The 16114-nt window shown below is 60.0% G+C and carries 15 protein-coding genes and 2 tRNA genes; 7 read left to right on the top strand and 10 right to left on the bottom strand.

Translation table 11 applies throughout. From position 1 onward, the window contains the following. Positions 1–47: 47 nt before the first annotated feature. The gene (locus LZ538_RS07395; protein ID WP_249831347.1) at positions 48–731 is read right to left on the bottom strand and encodes a recombinase family protein; all 684 of its coding nucleotides are present in this window, start codon (positions 729–731) and stop codon (positions 48–50) included. A 391-nt stretch (positions 732–1122) separates the two neighbouring features. Here LZ538_RS07395 and LZ538_RS07390 point away from each other — a divergent pair, with 391 nt between their 5' ends. After that, positions 1123–1824, top strand: coding sequence for a Crp/Fnr family transcriptional regulator (locus LZ538_RS07390; protein WP_249831346.1), 702 nt, complete (start codon positions 1123–1125; stop codon positions 1822–1824). A 1-nt stretch (position 1825) separates the two neighbouring features. Here the strand turns inward: LZ538_RS07390 and LZ538_RS07385 are convergent, their stop codons facing one another. Continuing rightward, positions 1826–2185: a hypothetical protein gene (locus tag LZ538_RS07385; RefSeq protein WP_249831345.1), complete on the bottom strand. Its 360-nt coding sequence runs from the start codon at positions 2183–2185 to the stop codon at positions 1826–1828. 1004 nt (positions 2186–3189) lie between these two features. On the opposite strand from LZ538_RS07385, the gene LZ538_RS07380 reads away from it, so the two are divergent. Beyond that, complete coding sequence (locus tag LZ538_RS07380) at positions 3190–3786, top strand: hypothetical protein (RefSeq protein ID WP_249831344.1); 597 nt, start codon at positions 3190–3192, stop codon at positions 3784–3786. 81 nt (positions 3787–3867) lie between these two features. Here the strand turns inward: LZ538_RS07380 and LZ538_RS07375 are convergent, their stop codons facing one another. Next, entirely contained in the window at positions 3868–5100 is a 1233-nt protein-coding gene (locus LZ538_RS07375) for a calcium-binding protein (protein ID WP_249831343.1), read from the bottom strand. Between the two features lie 290 nt (positions 5101–5390). Continuing rightward, on the bottom strand, positions 5391–6050 hold the full coding sequence (locus LZ538_RS07370; protein WP_249831342.1) for a hypothetical protein: 660 nt from the start codon (positions 6048–6050) through the stop codon (positions 5391–5393). 364 nt (positions 6051–6414) lie between these two features. Between LZ538_RS07370 and LZ538_RS07365 the strand changes: the two genes are divergently transcribed. Beyond that, positions 6415–6825 (top strand): response regulator, encoded by a 411-nt coding sequence (locus LZ538_RS07365; protein WP_249831341.1) that lies wholly within the window; start codon positions 6415–6417, stop codon positions 6823–6825. A 113-nt stretch (positions 6826–6938) separates the two neighbouring features. Beyond that, positions 6939–8012: a sensor histidine kinase gene (locus tag LZ538_RS07360; RefSeq protein ID WP_249831340.1), complete on the top strand. Its 1074-nt coding sequence runs from the start codon at positions 6939–6941 to the stop codon at positions 8010–8012. Between the two features lie 49 nt (positions 8013–8061). Here LZ538_RS07360 and LZ538_RS07355 read toward each other — a convergent pair whose 3' ends face one another. The 3 genes from LZ538_RS07355 to LZ538_RS07345 all read right to left on the bottom strand — a co-directional run bounded on the left by LZ538_RS07355 (position 8062) and on the right by LZ538_RS07345 (position 10560). Then, positions 8062–8202 carry a site-specific integrase gene (locus LZ538_RS07355; protein ID WP_249831339.1) on the bottom strand — a complete coding sequence of 47 codons (141 nt, stop codon included), beginning with the start codon at positions 8200–8202 and terminating at the stop codon, positions 8062–8064. 653 nt (positions 8203–8855) lie between these two features. After that, positions 8856–9161, bottom strand: coding sequence for a hypothetical protein (locus tag LZ538_RS07350; RefSeq protein ID WP_249831338.1), 306 nt, complete (start codon positions 9159–9161; stop codon positions 8856–8858). Between the two features lie 124 nt (positions 9162–9285). After that, positions 9286–10560, bottom strand: a complete 1275-nt coding sequence (locus LZ538_RS07345) for a dicarboxylate/amino acid:cation symporter (RefSeq protein ID WP_249831337.1) — start codon at positions 10558–10560, stop codon at positions 9286–9288. 271 nt (positions 10561–10831) lie between these two features. On the opposite strand from LZ538_RS07345, the gene LZ538_RS07340 reads away from it, so the two are divergent. After that, positions 10832–11203, top strand: coding sequence for a DUF1801 domain-containing protein (locus LZ538_RS07340; protein WP_249831336.1), 372 nt, complete (start codon positions 10832–10834; stop codon positions 11201–11203). A gap of 32 nt (positions 11204–11235) precedes the next feature. Here the strand turns inward: LZ538_RS07340 and LZ538_RS07335 are convergent, their stop codons facing one another. The 3 genes from LZ538_RS07335 to LZ538_RS07325 all read right to left on the bottom strand — a co-directional run bounded on the left by LZ538_RS07335 (position 11236) and on the right by LZ538_RS07325 (position 12588). Then, positions 11236–11988 (bottom strand): hypothetical protein, encoded by a 753-nt coding sequence (locus tag LZ538_RS07335; RefSeq protein ID WP_249831335.1) that lies wholly within the window; start codon positions 11986–11988, stop codon positions 11236–11238. Positions 11989–12282: 294 nt separating this feature from the next. After that, positions 12283–12368 (bottom strand) — tRNA-Tyr (locus LZ538_RS07330). A 146-nt stretch (positions 12369–12514) separates the two neighbouring features. Continuing rightward, positions 12515–12588 (bottom strand) — tRNA-Gly (locus tag LZ538_RS07325). A 126-nt stretch (positions 12589–12714) separates the two neighbouring features. On the opposite strand from LZ538_RS07325, the gene ku reads away from it, so the two are divergent. Both ku and ligD read left to right on the top strand, forming a co-directional pair. Then, positions 12715–13617, top strand: a complete 903-nt coding sequence (ku, locus tag LZ538_RS07320; protein WP_249831334.1) for a non-homologous end joining protein Ku — start codon at positions 12715–12717, stop codon at positions 13615–13617. 15 nt (positions 13618–13632) lie between these two features. After that, entirely contained in the window at positions 13633–16113 is a 2481-nt protein-coding gene (gene ligD, locus LZ538_RS07315; protein WP_249831333.1) for a DNA ligase D, read from the top strand. Position 16114 lies beyond the last annotated feature (1 nt).

Genomic DNA, 16114 nt, shown 5'->3' with positions numbered 1-16114 from the left:
ATAACGCTAAACCAGCTTTTTCCGGTCTCACGGCTGTCCCGGCCGAATTAGGGGCGTGCCGGCCGCTCAAGCACCGCTTTGACTTGCGCAGCATGCCACTTGCCACCGCGCGGCGCCGTGATGCCACGGGCATTCAAGGCTGCCGCAATCTGCCGCAGGCTCTTTGCGTTGGTCTCGGCAGTTATGGCGTCGATTCGTCGGCGGACCTTTAGAGCGCGTTCCGCAGCGTGCCGGCCCCGGACGTCCGCGCTTATCGCAGGCCCCTTCCTAAGATCGTCTAGATTGCCACGGTTGCCGCCTAGGCGCACGCCTCGCGCTTTGGCAGCGGCGAGAGCCTCTCGCGTGCGAGTCGAAATGGCCTTGCGCTCCGCCTGGGCGACGGCAGCCATGATGTGAATGGTGAGCTCGTTCGCCTCGGGCATGTCGGCAGCAACAAAGCGGGCGCCGCTGTCTTGGAGCTTCGCAAGAAATGCCAGATTGCGGCTCAGTCGGTCGAGCTTGGCCACCACCAGAGTGGCGCCCGACAGCTCGCAGGTTGCCAGTGCCTGCTCCAGCTGCGGCCGATCGTCAGCTTTGCCGGACTCGACTTCAACAAACTCGGCTAGGAGCTCCCAAGAGCCGCCGTCCAGGAAGTCCGTCACGGCTCGACGCTGCGCCTCCAAACCTAGTCCGCTTCGGCCCTGGCGGGCAGTGCTGACGCGGTAATAAGCGACGAAATTGCCCTGTGCCACGTGCGTTCCATTTATAGCAACCAACGTTGCTACTAATAAAACACCAATGTGATGTGTGCAAGGGGCGGCGGCCGCGGGGGCCCGACCTATTGGAGGTGCGGTTGAAGAACCGCGCCCGACCTTAGCCTTCCATAGATCGTAACATTGGGCGTGCGGCCGACGGGACTCTTATGTCTGCTATCGACCCATTCCTGCCATTAGCGGCGTGTCCTCTTGCCCCATGATCCGTCCTCGGGCCGGCAGAGCGTTCGGCTCTGGCGAAGCAAATGGTTTGGGACTAAAATCCGCAGGTGCGATCCAGCGATGGCGCATCCTGCGACCGCCGCTGGGGAGTTGCCGAATGGATCACGAACCCGTCCTTGAGCCGATGCTTCGGAAGCTGCGGCTGTGGGTGAACCTCGACACCGCGAGCGAACAGGCTCTGCTTGATCTACCGCATAGCGTGGTCATGATCGAAAAGAACAAGTCGGTCGTCCGGGAGGGAGACGCCGTATCGCACGCTTGGCTGGTGCTTAAAGGCTTTTGCGTGCGCCTTAAATATGTGGGCACCGGCGGTCGGCAGATTGTCTCCATTCACATGAAAGGCGACCTCGTCGATCTGCAGAACGCCTTGCTGGGCATCGCCGATCACACCGTGCAAACCCTGACGCCATGCAAGATGGCGAAGCTGCCCATCCGGGCTGTGCGACAACTTACCGACACCAACCCCGCGATCAAGGATGCGCTGTGGCACGATACCTTGGTGGATGGTTCCATCCATCGTGAATGGGTCGCCAATGTGGGGCGGCGCGATGCTCCAACGCGCGTTGCGCACTTGCTTTGCGAGTTCGCTCTCAAGCTGGAGGCCGTCCATTTGGGGGAGCAGCTCGATTACGAGCTTCCCATGACGCAGGATCAGTTGGCGGATGCAACCGGCTTGACCGCCGTTCACATCAACCGAGTCTTACGCGATCTCGAAAAGAATGGGCTGATCGAACGGATCACGCCGAGATCTGTTCTCATTGGCGATTGGAAAAAGCTCGCGGCCTATGGCGATTTCCGCAGCGACTACCTCCACTTGGATATGGCGAAGCGGAGGGCCCAAGGCCGCTAGCTCAATCGTCGGACGGGAACTTGGGCCGGTCGCCGTGGATGGGCGGGCGGAGAGCATGAATGTTGTGCCCGTCCAGCTGCGACGCACCCTGCCGATCCCGGACTGCTTCAAAACTAGAATATGTGCGCTGTAGTATGGTCAGCGCTGGGCTTGTCTCTGGCGATGGCGTTCCATCATCTTCCATCCGACTGCGGACCACTTCTGCCGCCGTTTGAACCACGCTCAGGGCGTCGTTCTTTGTGAGGACGCCTTTTTCGATCAGGTGATGAACCAAGCTGTCGAACAGCAGGTATCCAACCTCACCAGATGCCTCGGTATGGGTTTGCTCAGCCGGCTTTGTGCCGTCGTTATCGGAGCGCATGTGCTTCTACCTTTGAAATGCAGGCGGGAGCACGTCACTCTCAGCCGCTGACGCCCGAACAATCGCTATGTCAGCGATGCTCCAGATATGAGCGCGCGCCGGTCGAAAGGCAAACTCCGCGCGATTGAAAAGCTAAGCGCTTCTCTGCTCAGGTTCGGCGGCTATCTCGGTAGCGAGGATGCCGTTCGGGCTAGCAAGAGAGTCGTATTTAGCTGCCATCTCCAGGTGAATCCTGCGCACGTTTTGATCAGCAGAAGCCATTGCGAGGCGACGCTCCTCGCTCGCGCGGGTAGCGTAGTAAGATGGGTCGTCGGACATAAGACACTCCCCAATGCAGCGGGAGCTCTCATTTTGTCTCTCGGTCGCCGGCTCGCTGTATGCCGTGCCCGGCGATTGGTGTGGATTACGCCTCCGGTCTGACGATTGATCTAACATATGTGGGTGGCTCTCTAATGGCAGATTTCCACTTACGGCCATTCGGGGGCGTAGGGCGTCAACCTTCCAACCCGAGCCTTAACCTCCGTGCCAGAGCGGACAGCCGTTCTCCAACTGCGGCCTGAAGGTCGGGGTCGTCGGGGGTAGGCGAAAACCTGGCAACCAGCCGATTGCCCTGCCAGACTTCGCACCAAGCATCGGGATATTTAGTCTTTACTTGAGAGGCCGCTTCCTCGTCGCTCTCAGCGACAAACCAATCTCCGACCTGTGTGTGGCCGCGACCATCGAGACGGTAATAGCGATAGTTCTCTGGAGGCATGGAAGCACCCCTACACAGCGGGAGCTTTCCATTTACTCTCGGTCGCCGTCGGGCTGAGGCTAGAGCCGGCGATAGGAACGCCGTAACCCCTCTTTACGAGAGAGTATCTAACAGGGGTTAGGTGTCTGCTTTCCACCCAAACCTGCCGTCAGCAATCGACCCATTGCTGCCGTTAGCGACGCCCACTTTCTGAGTCGTGTTGCGGACATGTCGACTTCTGTTACTCTCCAAACGTCGCCGGGGGGATCGCATGAGCGACTTCGAGGGACTCTTCGGATTATTGAGTCTTATGTTCGGCCTCATTGTCGCCGAACTCGCAATCAAATCTGCGGATGCGATTGATTCACACGCTGAGCGACCCATCGGGATTTTGACGCCCGCTCTGGCGTTGCTTGTCCTGACCGATGTGACCAGCTTCTGGCTGTTCGTTTGGGGAGCTCGCAAAGTATTGATGACCAACTGGTCCACTGTCTTTGGAAGCGTCTTCCTGGCATTCGTCTATTTTCTCGCGGCATCGCTTGTTTTCCCTCGAACGAGCCGCGGATGCATCAATCTCGATGATCATTACTGGTCGCGCAAACGACTGGTCGCGCTTGGCATGCTGTTTGCCAACATTGTCATCACAGGGTCGATGCTGACCCGCGCGATGCCGGCCTGGAACGACTGGTGGTTCTATTTCAATTTCGTCGGCTATTCGATCGCGCTTGCGGGATTAGTGGCGAGCCGATCGCGCCGCCTCGATTATGTGTTTCTCATTTGGGCGATCGGTATCAATGTCGCGGCGGGAGCTAATCTGCTCCCCGGTTCCCAATGGGGCCACAAAGTCGCGATAGATTTTTCATCGTAGCAATTGCCGCGAATCTCTAATGTCAGCCTTCCACCCATCGGACATTGGTCGGACTACGAGGGCGCTGGTCCGTGAACGGTCTTAAAGCACGAAGTTCAAAGCGCTGAGATTCTGCAGTCCGTCCAGCCGTATCCAGAAGTCCGCAACGGCATCGCCGTTCACGTCGCCTTGAATGTAAGTGTTGCCGCTGATCTGCTCGTAACGCAGCTGACCGGCGACATGGCCGAAGGCAGCTGTGCCGATAAAGGCGAAAGCCTGATCGCCGATCAGCCCTTTGTTCGCATCCACAAGGTTCAGCCGGATCGTGTCGCCAGCTGCACCGTTGAAATCGTGGACCACGTCGCAGGTCGTGGCGGTGGCTCCGCCGAAGTGCGAGTCATCGAAAATAAATCCGTCGGCACCCGTGCCGCCCCACATCTCGTCCCGGCCCGCATCGCCGCGCAGCGAATCGGCGCCATCACCCCCATAGAGCTTGTCGGCGCCTGTCCCTCCATAAAGGCGATCGTTGCCGGTCCCGCCATCGAGCAGGTCGTTGCCGGCATAGCCGCGGATCGTGTCATTGCCGCCAAGTCCGTAGATGGATTCTGCAGCAGACGTGCCGGCGAGGACATTTGCGAGATCGTCGCCGGTGATCGTGCCGGAAGGCGGCGGAGGAGGCGGTGGCGAACCGCCGAAGGCAACCACGTTCTCCACATTGGCGGGTTTTGAATACGACCCGGCGGCAGTTAGAATAATGGTGTCTGTGCCCGCGCCAACGTTCTCCAGGATCGTCGGGGGAGACGCAGGGTCCACGTAATAAGTGTCATTGCCCGCGCCGCCGTCCAGCGTGACGCTGGCGTTCAAGAATCCGAAGAATTGGTCGTCGCCAGCGTCCCCGCTGATAGTGCCAATGATGGCATGGCGGTTTCCGTAGAACAGATCGTTATTGTCCCCGCCGGTAACGTCCGTGGCGATGTTGGAATAGAAGTTGACGCGGTCGGCACCCGCGCCCCCGTCGAACGACAGATGGACACCGCCATACACGTTGGCGGTGTCGTTCCCGATCCCGCCCACAAAGAGCACGGAGCTTGAGTACATGTCCACGCGGTCGATCCCGGCTTCGCCGTAGACGTGAACGTATGTTCCTCCGTTGACTCGGACGAAGTCATCTCCGTCACCCATGTTGCAAATGGTTTCCCAGCCGCCGGTAACGGTGATCGAGTCACTGCCTGCCAAGGCGTTCACGGTAATGGGGATGTCGACGTTGAGTCCGGCGGTCGTGTAGACGTCGTTGCCGCTGGTCAGCGTGATTGTGAATAGGTCGATTGTTGCCATGGGGCCTTCCCATCCGTCGACTCGAACGGTGAGACGCTCACACCAGGAAGCTCCCAATACTGCGTTCGTATCGGGTCCACAATGAACGTCGGGCAGCGCGTTTCAGCAACAATCTCGGTATGTCTGTTTTCGACCCATTCTTGCCGTTAGCGGAATGGCAGCTCTCGACTACACCGGGGTTGTCGGCATTCAAGTCGCGGCGCCGTCGCGGCACCCGATCTAGGAAAAAGGAAAGAGCCGCGGCTTTCGCCGCGGCCCTCCTTACTCGCATAATACGCGCGTGATCGATATTAGAAGCCGCGGTACGCCACCTGATTGCGGTTGATGTTGACGTCCGTCACCTGCCCAAGCGTGTTGACCTTGCAAGTGAATCGCAGGTCGGCCGCCTGGTTGGCGTAGGAGTTCGGGCCGTTATAGCCATTGCTGTAAGCCTGGCCATTGTATCCATAGCCACGACCCGAGCTGGCAATTCCCGACACCTTCAGGCTGCCGTTATAGCGGGGTTCGACATTGGTGATGCCGAGGACACGGCCGATCTGGCCATTGTAGCCATTGGCATAGCCCGGATAGCCGCTGTTATAGCCGTAGCCCGGCTGGCCGCGATAAGTTGCGCTGATCCGCTGTTCGGCGGCGGCGGCACACATGCCGACCGCTGCGCGCTGGTTCGTCTGACCGTAGCCGTAATTGCCTTGCGGGTACTGGCCGTAGGAGTAGGCGACCGGCGGATACTGGCCGTAACCGTAAGCGCCCTGCGGATACTGGCCGTAACCGTAAGCGCCCTGCGGATACTGATTGTAGCTGTTACCGGTGACGGCATTGACGATTGCGCCCAATACCCCAGTGCCCTGGTTGTTATAGGGATAAGGCTGCTGAGCCGCGGCGGGCGAAGCAAGAGCAAGGGTCGCTGCAAGTCCGGTAGTACCGATGAGGAGTCTCGATAGGCTTGTCATATTAAAAGTCCTTAATTAATCCAAGAGTATGTCTCGTCATGGAATATAACTAAGCTAAACGCTTTTAGATGCATATCGCATGTATCTAAATAAATATTCCGGGTCCGTCATGGTATATTTGGAATATTATCTATTATAAGTAATAGCCTATCCTTCAGAGACCTATGGTAGCTATCAATCCACTTCCGCCAATGTGCAGGACGCGATCAATGGATCTTAATCGGCGAAAGCTAATGTAGTTCACCTTCCGGAACACAATGCCTCTCGCGTTGTTTAAACTTTGTCAGCCGACAATTTAATTCTCTCACCAAATGTGGCGACATCGCCGCGTCGGCTGTTGGGGGTTAGCGTGGAAGAGCCTGTGTTGCTGCTTGTTGAAGATGACGCCTTGGTTGTCATGGTTGCCGAAGACGCCCTCAAGCGGGGCGGTTACGCGGTGAGTGTCGCCACAAGTGGCGTCGAGGCTGTCAGTGCGCTCAACGCACCTTCAGCCAACTTTGCGGCCGTGATCACGGACATTGGTCTGGGTGTTGGTCCCGATGGCTGGGAAGTCGCTCGGTATGCGCGCGAGTACCAGGCCGACATGCCAATCGTTTATATGACTGCGGAGAGTGCGGGAGAGTGGCCGACCCACGGAGTTCCGAACAGCCTGCTTGTGCAGAAGCCCTACGCCCCGGCGCAGTTGCTCGCCGCGATCGCGACACTGATTATGGATGCGGATGCCAGCCGAGCTACATCTGAACCTCCTTGCGACCCTCCTCGAGCAGGCGATTAATCCGTGGTGGGATCATCATCCCAAGTAAAGTATGAGAATCCGATCACCGGACGGCCGCGTGGCGCGCTAACGACAGATCGATGCGAAGCTCCCGCCCGATTGGAGCAACGTCGATGAAACAGCTGCACGATAGAGAACAGGCGCAAGCCTTGGCGCTGGCGATCGTCGACACCTTGCCGGAACCGTTCCTCGTTCTGGATGACACGCTCCATCTTCTTGCAGCCAGTCGTTGCTTCTACGAGGTCTTCGGCGAGGACCCAGCCGCTGTGCACGGTCATTCTCTGTTTGAGCTATCGGGAGGCGCTTGGGACATACCGGGCCTGCGACAGCTGCTTGCCGCGGTTGTCGACGACCGGACAACCATCGACAGTTTCGAGTTCGAGCGCGACTTCAGCAAGCTCGGGCGGCGCACTTTGTGCCTCAACGCCCTTCCGATCCGGGACGAAGTCGGATCGGGTCGAATGGTATTGGTTGCGATCAAGGACATCACCGAGCGTCGGGTCGCAGAACAAGAGAAGCAGAAACTACTCGAGCATACGGAGGAGTTGCTGGAGCAGCAGAGGACGCTTCTTCGCGAAATGCGGCATCGAATCGCAAACAGCCTGCAGATCATTGCCAGCATACTGTTGTTGAAGGCGGGCGCGGTGACCTCCGAAGAAACCAAGAATGAGCTCCGTGCAGCGCACCAGAGGGTCATGTCAGTAGCCGCGGTGCAGAGCCACCTGCATGCCTCGGATGGCATCGAGCACATTGAGATCGGCCCCTACATTACGAAGCTCAGTTCCGGCCTTGCCGCGTCCATGGTGGACCCGCGTCAGGACATCGCCATTACTGTTAGTGCTGACCCTGGCGTGCTCCCAACAAGCCACGCAGTTAGCATTGGCTTGATTGTCACAGAGCTGATCATCAACGCGGTCAAATATGCATTCCCCGTGGCCCATTCGTCTGCGCGGATTCGAGTGACCTTCGAGATGGCAAAGTCGGATTGGAAGCTGACCGTGGCGGACAACGGCATCGGCAGACGGGAGACCGGCGAACCGAGTGCATCAACCGGACTTGGAACGGCGCTCGTGGCTGCGTTGGCGAAACAACTAAACGCCCAGGTTTCCGAAACTTCATCGAAGGTTGGGCTGGCCGTCACGATCACTAAGGCAACATTTGAATCACGGCTCACTCACGCGGCCTGATCCTTCGTTTAAGCTAACGGCAGCTTTCCACCCATTACGGACACTTAATTCATAGCTCCAAGGCTTCCGACAGCTCCAAGGCATCATCGACGTCGACACCGAGGTAGCGGACGGTACTTTCCAGCTTGGTGTGGCCGAGTAGGAGTTGGCAGGCGCGCAGGTTGCCCGTCTTCTTGTAAAGCAGCGCCACCTTTGTGCGCCGCAGGCTGTGAGTCCCGTAAGCGGCCCGGTCCAATCCGACAGTTCAACCCAATGGTCCACCAGCCGCGCGTACTGGCGTGTGCTGAGATGGCAGCCAAGTTTCATGCGGCTAGGGAACAGCCAATCGTCCGTCCCGAGCTGCTTGGCTTCGACCCACGCTGCAATCGACCGGCGCGCCTGTTCCGTCACCTCGAACTGAACTGGCCTGCCAGTTTTCTGCTGGAGGTCGTTACGCGGCGTTTCACGCCATTCGCAGATAGCAGGTCCGCTACCCGTAGCTGTACCAGGTCGCACCCGCGAAGCTTGCTGTCTAACGCCAGGTCGAGCAAGGCCAGGTCGCGAGTGCGGTTGCTGACCTGTAACCGCACTCGAATGCCCCAGACATGGAACGGCTTGAGCGCGAGCTTCGTGCCAGTCGGCCGGCGAGCGGGGAATTGAAAGTTGGGTGAGTAAAGCATGGGCGCCTCCAGCGTGTGCTGGACCGCTACTGCTGGACGCGATTGAAGGTCCGTTAAGGGTGGAAAGCGGACATCAAGTTGCGCAGCCTGCCTGGACGGAACTCGTGCGAATCATCGACAAATCGCCCGGCGACTTCCTCCTAGCCGCGGCAACATCTTATCGACCTAAGCTCGGGCCACTCGGTTAGCGGATGGGCGAGTCTGATGGCGGTTCTGGCTCCGCCGGCTCGACTAAAGCGTCCGGCAGACCGGCATCCGCTTCGACCGGAACCGCCATGCCCGCGGCGACCAGCTGCTCGCGCTGATCGAAGAATTGCGCCCGCTTGATCCGCTTCTTGATCGACAGCGAAGGGTTGTCCGCACTCGGCCCTTCGCAGGCGGCCTCGACATGGCTGCCCGGCGCCGCATCGGCACAAGGGGATGGCGATGCGGCTGGCGCAGAGGTGTCGTCGGACGTGGCGGATGGGTTTTCTGGGGTGCTTTGGGTCATGATAAGGGTCAACGAACGACGTGCCAGTATGGGTACACGCCCGCGGTTCCGCTAATGGCAGGAATGGGTCGAAAGCGGGCACTATCGCACCAAGGGCCGCTAGAGTCCGCGACGGCCACCCGTCCTATTCACCGACAACTGTCTCTGCCTCGATCGCTTCAACTATCCGTCGGCGACTTGCGAGACGCGCGACCAATGTCGTGACAGCCATGTCCATCGTGACGTTGGCAACGGTATTGAACATGTCGGGTATCGCGTTGACCGCGATCATCAGCGCGAGGATTTCGATGGGAATGCCCATGCTGTTGAAAATGGGCACGTAGGTTGCAAAGAAGGTTATTTCTCCCGGCACCCCAGCACCGGCGGCAATAATGATGATCGCTATCAAACCCCCGGTCACGAGCTGAGACGTGCCGAGCGGAACGCCGAGGACGTGAGCGGCGTAGATCGCTCCAGTGAAGCTAGACATCGGGCCGCAAATCCGGAACACCGAGACGGCCAGCGGCACCGTAACCGACGTGACCTTCTGGGGTAGCTGGAGTTGGTTCTCGCAGGCGCTGATCATGGCCGGGAGCGTTGCGACCGAGGAGCGCGTGCTGAACGCGATCGATTGTGCCGGCGCAGCGGCGCGCGCAAAGCGCAAAAATCTGGACCTTCCACCGAACACGGCGACACAAAACGCAAACGCCACAGCAAGCACGGCCATTGCAATTACCAGCACTACGAATTGGGCGAGCGCGCCAATTGCGCTTAGCCCGGTCTTCGCGCCCAGCTCGAGCGCCAGCATGAAAACGCCGACCGGCGCCAACAGGAGAACCCAGCCGACGATCACAAGCATCGTTTCGCGGATCCACTCGAAGAAAGTTGAGAGACCGAGCCGGCGGTCGCCCGGACCGCTCGCGACCGCGAAACCGAAGACCAGCGCGAACATGACGACTGGAAGCATGTTGTCAGCCGCCGCGGCACTGAAAACGTTGATGGGAACGAAGCCTTTCAGCATTTCTCCGAGCCCTGGCAACGGCGGTAGCCTGCTACCGGTCGACAGCGCCTGGCGAACAACCGCCGTGGCTCCTTGCGAGATCGGCCAGAGCGAAAGCAAAGTGGGGACGATAATCCCAACGATCGCCGATCCCACGAGCAGGATCGATACGAAAGTGAGCAGCGACAGGCGGGTCAATCCGCCGGCCGAGCTCGCTTCCACGCGCGAGGCTACGCCTGTCACGACTAGGGCAAAGATCAGGGGAAGGATCGTCATCCGAAGCGCAGCGATCCACAAGCCGCCAATGGTATCGGCGGTCGTTACGAGAACGCTGTCAGGATGTACGCCGGCAGAAGCCAGTGCGAAGCCGCCCGCGAGGCCGAGCCCAAGGCCTGTGAGAATGCGTACAGGTGGTGACATCGCAACCCCCCGATCAGCCCGCGTCGCAGCGGGTCCCCCATTTCATCGGATATCACATGGATGAGACCTTGGTGAGCCCACTGGCTTATTGATGCGGCTCGCGGGTTCGTAATGGATGGAAAGCGGGCATTCGCCGATGAACGCGCTATGCTTCTCTCTGCGTGTTGAAACGTAGGCCCTCAAACGGCTGACGGAGGAGCAGTTGGCAGCGTCTAAGACAAAACCCACCAGGGTGAGCGTCGATGCCTTTCTTGAAGGAATCGAGCACCCCGTGCGCCGTGCGGACGGCAAGGCAGTGCGCGCGATGATGGAGCGTGTCACGGGCCAGCCTGCAAAGATGTGGGGACCGTCGATCGTCGGGTTCGGCACCTACCATTTTCGTTACACCAGTGGACATGAGGGTGACTCACCTCGTGTGGGCTATTCACCCCGCTCCGCCAATCTGGTGCTCTATGTCGGCGGCTTCCCCGAATATGAGGCCCTTCTGGGCCAGCTAGGAAAACACAAGGGGTCGAAGGCTTGCCTCTACCTCAACAAGCTGGCCGATGTGGACTTGGACGTTCTCGAGGAGATCACGCGGCGCACGTTTGCAGCGGCGGAGGACATCGATCGCTGTCCGGTGTGCTCCGCCTCAAGCGAATGACCGCAACGGGTGGAAAGCGGTCATTAGCGCCATCAGTTGGGTACGGCCTTCATTCCATCCGCGAACGAACGCGTTGGGAGGCCTTGGCTCTTGCAGAATTTGTAAGTGCCGAACCGCTCGACATCGCGGACGGCATCCGCTGGCCGCGGAACCATTCCGACTGTTTGGATATGGTCGATCAGCTGTCCCGCCTGAACGTCCATGAACTCAACCCGGCCCCGCAGCCGCTCTAGCCGTTCAATGAGGCTGAAGCGGACGACTGCATCGAGCAGCAGCGGGCGCCCGAACGTCTGCAACGTCATCTGATCTTCGAGGTTAGACTGCGTTTCGGCCCGGAGCATTGCAGCCTGCGTGTAATGGTCAGCCAGTTCGCGCCTAAGCTCTGGAGGCAGGCGGGACGCGGTGCCGTCCGCGATCGCCGCCTGCCAGGCCGCATCGGAATACTCCTTCCCCGGTAAACGGATGGTATAGCGAGGAACGGCGGCTTCCGAGAACAGCGGTGCCGGCTGAAGAACCGAGCCACTCCGTTCAACGCGATCGCGCAACCGGTCAGTTTGGGCGACCAAGCATGGAAGGATAACCCGCCATTCCACCGACCAATTGTAATGCTTCGCGAGCTCGCCACTGATAGCGGCGCGCGATTGGCGGAGTTTAGCATCCCATGATCGCGCCTCCGCCCACTGCTGCGCGGCGAGCGCGATGAGCACACCGAGCGTGACTATGGCCAATTCCCACAGCACCGTGCGCCAGCCATGCGGGGGCCGCAACTTCAGCATCCGGAACATTATGGCCCCCTGTCGATCAACAGCATGGGGGCTCCGGTCGCTCAACACAACAAGCGGTCGTGCAATGTCCGCAATGGGTCGAAAACAGACACAAGCATTTTGAACAGCCGAACAGCTGGTGCGCATCCTTTTTGTGTCTCATCATGTATCGGGCATGTAGCGCGGAAGCGCGGGGAGCCGACGGAAAATGGCGGAAAACTAAGGAAGCCCGTAAGACTCTACCGGAAACGCGTAACCCGCCCCTTTCGCGGCTGCCAACTCTTCACGACTGGCGCAAAACTGCGATTTTCGTGATGGTGGAGAGGGCTGGATTCGAACCAGCGTACGCTTGCGCGGGCAGATTTACAGTCTGCTGCCTTTAACCACTCGGCCACCTCTCCACGAGGTCATGCGGGTCCGCATGGGCAGGCGCGCCATGTGGCGAGACCTGCACTATGTGTCAACGCAGGTGGGTGCGAAGAGTTGTCGCCCCTCCGCTACGCTGCGGGCGTTCCAAGTTTCAGCAGTCCCCGAGACTGCAAGAATTTGGAGCGGGTGAAGGGAATCGAACCCTCGTCGTAAGCTTGGAAGGCTTCTGCTCTACCATTGAGCTACACCCGCCCGGGCGCTGAGGCGACGCCCATGCCATTCCGGGACAAGTCCAGTCAACCGATCGGAATCATGGCGGACTCGGAACGACTCTTAAGCTAAGATGGTTGAATCCGCCCTGATTCAAAGGGAGTGAATATGGCTGCGCGTCCTGTCTGGAGAGGACAGATCCGATTGGCGCTCGTGTCGATTCCGGTGGAGATATTCCCGGCGACGAAGAGTGGTGCCCAGATCCAGTTTCATCAGGTGCATGAGCCGTCCGGCAAGCGCATCAAATATGAGAAGGTGGTTCCCGGCATCGGCCCGGTCGACCGCGACGAGATCGTCAAGGGATACGAGGTATCGAAGGGGCATTATGTGCTGCTCGATCCCGAGGAGATCGAGAGCGTGAAGCTCGAGAGCCGCAAGACGCTCGATCTGGTCCAGTTCGTCGACGAGGACGACATCGCGCCAATGTATTTCGAGAAGCCCTATTATGTCGTGCCGGCCGACGATCTGGCCGAGGAGGCCTATGTCGTATTGCGCGACGCGCTCAAGGATGCCCGCAAGGTCGGCGTCGGCCAGCTCGCGATGCGCGGACAGGAATATGTCGTGGCGCTGAAGCCGCATGATCGCGGCATGCTGATGGAGACCCTCCGCTACGCAGACGAGGTCAACAAGTCGTCGGGCTTCTTCCGCGACATCGGCGACACCAAGCCGGACCCCGACCTGCTCGACATGGCGTCGATGCTGATCGAGCGCAAAGCGGGCGAGTTCGACCCGAGCGAGTTCCACAACCGCTATGTGGATGCGCTCAAGGACCTGATTGCCGAGAAGCAGAAGAAGAAGGGCGAGAAGGTCATCCAGGATCCGGATACGGATGCCGCGCCGCCCAAGGGATCGAACGTGATCGACCTCATGGCAGCGCTCAAGAAAAGCCTGGGTGAGGGAAAGTCGGAGGCCGGTGCCAAGGGGAAAAAGGCTGCGCCGAAGAAATCCGCCGCCAAGCGCGCGACATCCAGGAAGGAACCGGAAAAGGCGCCAGCGCGTAAACGGGCATAATCTCTTGGCTGAGTGATGGCTGCCCGCAAGCTCGACATCGAGACGTACAACCGCAAGCGCGACTTCTCGAAGACGAAGGAGCCGCGCGGCCGAAGGCTGAAAGGGAAGGGCGACAGCTTCGTCGTCCAGAAGCATGAGGCGTCACGGCTTCACTGGGACTTCCGGCTCGAGCTCGACGGCGTCCTCAAAAGCTGGGCAGTGCCGAAGGGCCCCAGCCTCGATCCCGGCGAGAACCGGCTCGCAATGCGGACCGAGGACCATCCGCTCGATTACGGTGGGTTCGAGGGGACGATCCCGAAAGGCGAATATGGCGGCGGGACCGTCATGCTGTGGGACCAGGGGCGCTGGATTCCCGATCCGCGCAAGGACCCGAGCAAGACCATCGAGGAAGGCCATCTTCATTTCACGCTCGAGGGCGAGCGGATGAAGGGCGAGTGGGTGATGTTCCGGCTGAAGCCCAAGCCTGGCGAGAAGGCCGAGCCTTGGATGCTGAAGAAAGTCACCGATGATTTTGCGGACGCCGACGATGGCGACGCGCTGGTCGACAATTGCGTCACCAGCGTAACTACCGGCCGAACCATGGCAGAGATTGCGACCGGCGTGGACGTGTGGCGTTCCAATCGCGGTGGACAGAAAGGCGGGCGCACCAGGCGCAAAGCGAGCAAGGCGCCGCCTGTGTTTCAGGAACCGCAGCTGGCGACGCTGGTCGACGAGGTGCCCACCGGAAGCAGCTGGATCCATGAGATCAAATATGACGGTTATCGCCTGCTGCTGGCGGTAGGCGAGGGCGCCGCGACGGCATGGACGCGGAACGGCAAGGACTGGAGCGACAAGTTCAAGCCGCTGGTGAAAGCTGCCGCCAGGCTGCCTGCCGGTTGCCTCATCGACGGCGAAGCGGTTGCGCTGGACGAGGATGGCCGGCCGAGTTTCCAGCTCCTGCAATCGACTCTGAAGGGCGGGAACGCCAACCTCGCCTTCTACGCGTTCGACCTGCTGGTCGATCGCGGCGAGGACATCAGGAAGCTTCCGAACATCGAGCGCAAGGAGAGGCTAGCCGCGCTGCTCCAGGCTGTCTCACCGCCGATTCTCTACGGCGATCACATCATCGGTCGCGGCGAGGAGATGTTCGAAGCCGTTTGCAAGCAGGGCGGGGAAGGGATCATCTCGAAGAAAGCCAGCGATCCCTACAGCGGCACGCGCACGCGGAACTGGCTAAAGATCAAATGCATCCAGCGACAGGAGTTCGTGATCGTCGGCTGGTCGGAGAGCGATAAGCGGCGTGGATTTCGGTCGCTTCTGCTCGGCGCTCGCGAGGGGCGCAAGCTTACCTACGTCGGGAAAGTCGGCACGGGCTTCAACGCGGCGCTGATCGAGGAATTGATGGAGCGGATGGAGCCGCTCGCAGTCGAAAAGTCCGCCGTCGACGTGCCGCGCGCCGACCGCAAGGGCGCGCACTGGATCAAGCCGGAACTGGTCGCGGAAATCGCCTTTACCGAATTCACCGATGACGGCGTCCTGCGGCATCCTAGCTTCATGGGGCTCCGCGAGGACAAGCCGGCGAGCAAGGTGGTGCGCGAAATGCCCAAGCATCTGAAAAAGTCGGAAAAGAAGGGGACGCCCGCGACGGCGGAGAGCTTCGGCATCGAGATCAGCAGCCCCGAGCGGATCATCTTCCCCGAGCTCGGCCTAACCAAGAAGGACCTCGCGGACTATTACGCCCAGGTCGAGCCCCTGATCATGGTCGACGCCGTCGAGCGCCCGATGACGCTGATCCGCTTTCCCTCGGGGCGAACCGGCGAGAGCTTCTTCCAGAAGCATGACAAGGGGACGTTTGGGCCGCACGTGAAGCAAATCCCGATCGAGGAGAAGGACGGCCACTTCGAGGATTATCTTTACTTCGATGACATTCGCGGCCTGCTCGCCTGCGTCCAGATGGGCACCATCGAGTTCCATGGCTGGGGCAGCAGGGTCGCCAAGGTCGAATATCCTGACCGCTTGGTGTTCGACCTCGACCCCGACGTCGGGCTCGATTTCGGGAGCGTGAAAGAAGCCGCGCTGCTGCTTCGAGAGTTGCTCAAAGGCTTGGGTCTTGAGAGCTGGCCGCTGCTGTCCGGCGGCAAGGGCATGCACGTCGTCGTTCCGCTCGACGCGTCCGAGGACTGGCCTACCGTCAAAAGCTTTGCCGAACGGTTCAGCCGCGCAATCTCAGAGGCCGAGCCGCAGATGTTCACGGCGAACATTCGCAAGGAGCAACGCAAAGGTCGGATCTTCCTCGACTGGCTGCGCAACCAGCGCGGTGCGACGGCCGTGTTGCCTTACTCCGCGCGCGGGCGGGAAGGCGCGCCGGTCGCCGCGCCCGTCGCGTGGGACGAGCTCGACCGCTATGAGAGCGGCCATCATTTCAGCATCCGCGACGCGAACGAACTGCTCGAGCGCGCGAGCTCGAAAGCACTGGCCGGCTGGTGCAAGGCGAAGCAGGCTTTGCCCGACGCCTGAG

The organism is Sphingomonas hankyongi (assembly GCF_023516575.1).
In the GTDB taxonomy this organism is placed as follows: Bacteria; Pseudomonadota; Alphaproteobacteria; order Sphingomonadales; family Sphingomonadaceae; genus Sphingomicrobium; species Sphingomicrobium hankyongi.
The sequence above is the reverse complement of the archived record's forward strand: the minus strand, read 5'-3'. Positions and strand labels throughout refer to the sequence as shown.

What these genes read in the sequence shown, in the direction of transcription:
- LZ538_RS07385 (WP_249831345.1), bottom strand. Translation starts at nt 2,185, where the DNA reads ATGCGCTCCGATAACGACGGCACAAAGCCGGCTGAGCAAACCCATACC.
- LZ538_RS07380 (WP_249831344.1), top strand. Translation starts at nt 3,190, where the DNA reads ATGAGCGACTTCGAGGGACTCTTCGGATTATTGAGTCTTATGTTCGGC.
- LZ538_RS07375 (WP_249831343.1), bottom strand. Translation starts at nt 5,100, where the DNA reads ATGGCAACAATCGACCTATTCACAATCACGCTGACCAGCGGCAACGAC.
- LZ538_RS07370 (WP_249831342.1), bottom strand. Translation starts at nt 6,050, where the DNA reads ATGACAAGCCTATCGAGACTCCTCATCGGTACTACCGGACTTGCAGCG.
- LZ538_RS07360 (WP_249831340.1), top strand. Translation starts at nt 6,939, where the DNA reads ATGAAACAGCTGCACGATAGAGAACAGGCGCAAGCCTTGGCGCTGGCG.
- LZ538_RS07350 (WP_249831338.1), bottom strand. Translation starts at nt 9,161, where the DNA reads ATGACCCAAAGCACCCCAGAAAACCCATCCGCCACGTCCGACGACACC.
- LZ538_RS07345 (WP_249831337.1), bottom strand. Translation starts at nt 10,560, where the DNA reads ATGTCACCACCTGTACGCATTCTCACAGGCCTTGGGCTCGGCCTCGCG.
- LZ538_RS07335 (WP_249831335.1), bottom strand. Translation starts at nt 11,988, where the DNA reads ATGTTCCGGATGCTGAAGTTGCGGCCCCCGCATGGCTGGCGCACGGTG.
- ku (WP_249831334.1), top strand. Translation starts at nt 12,715, where the DNA reads ATGGCTGCGCGTCCTGTCTGGAGAGGACAGATCCGATTGGCGCTCGTG.
- ligD (WP_249831333.1), top strand. Translation starts at nt 13,633, where the DNA reads ATGGCTGCCCGCAAGCTCGACATCGAGACGTACAACCGCAAGCGCGAC.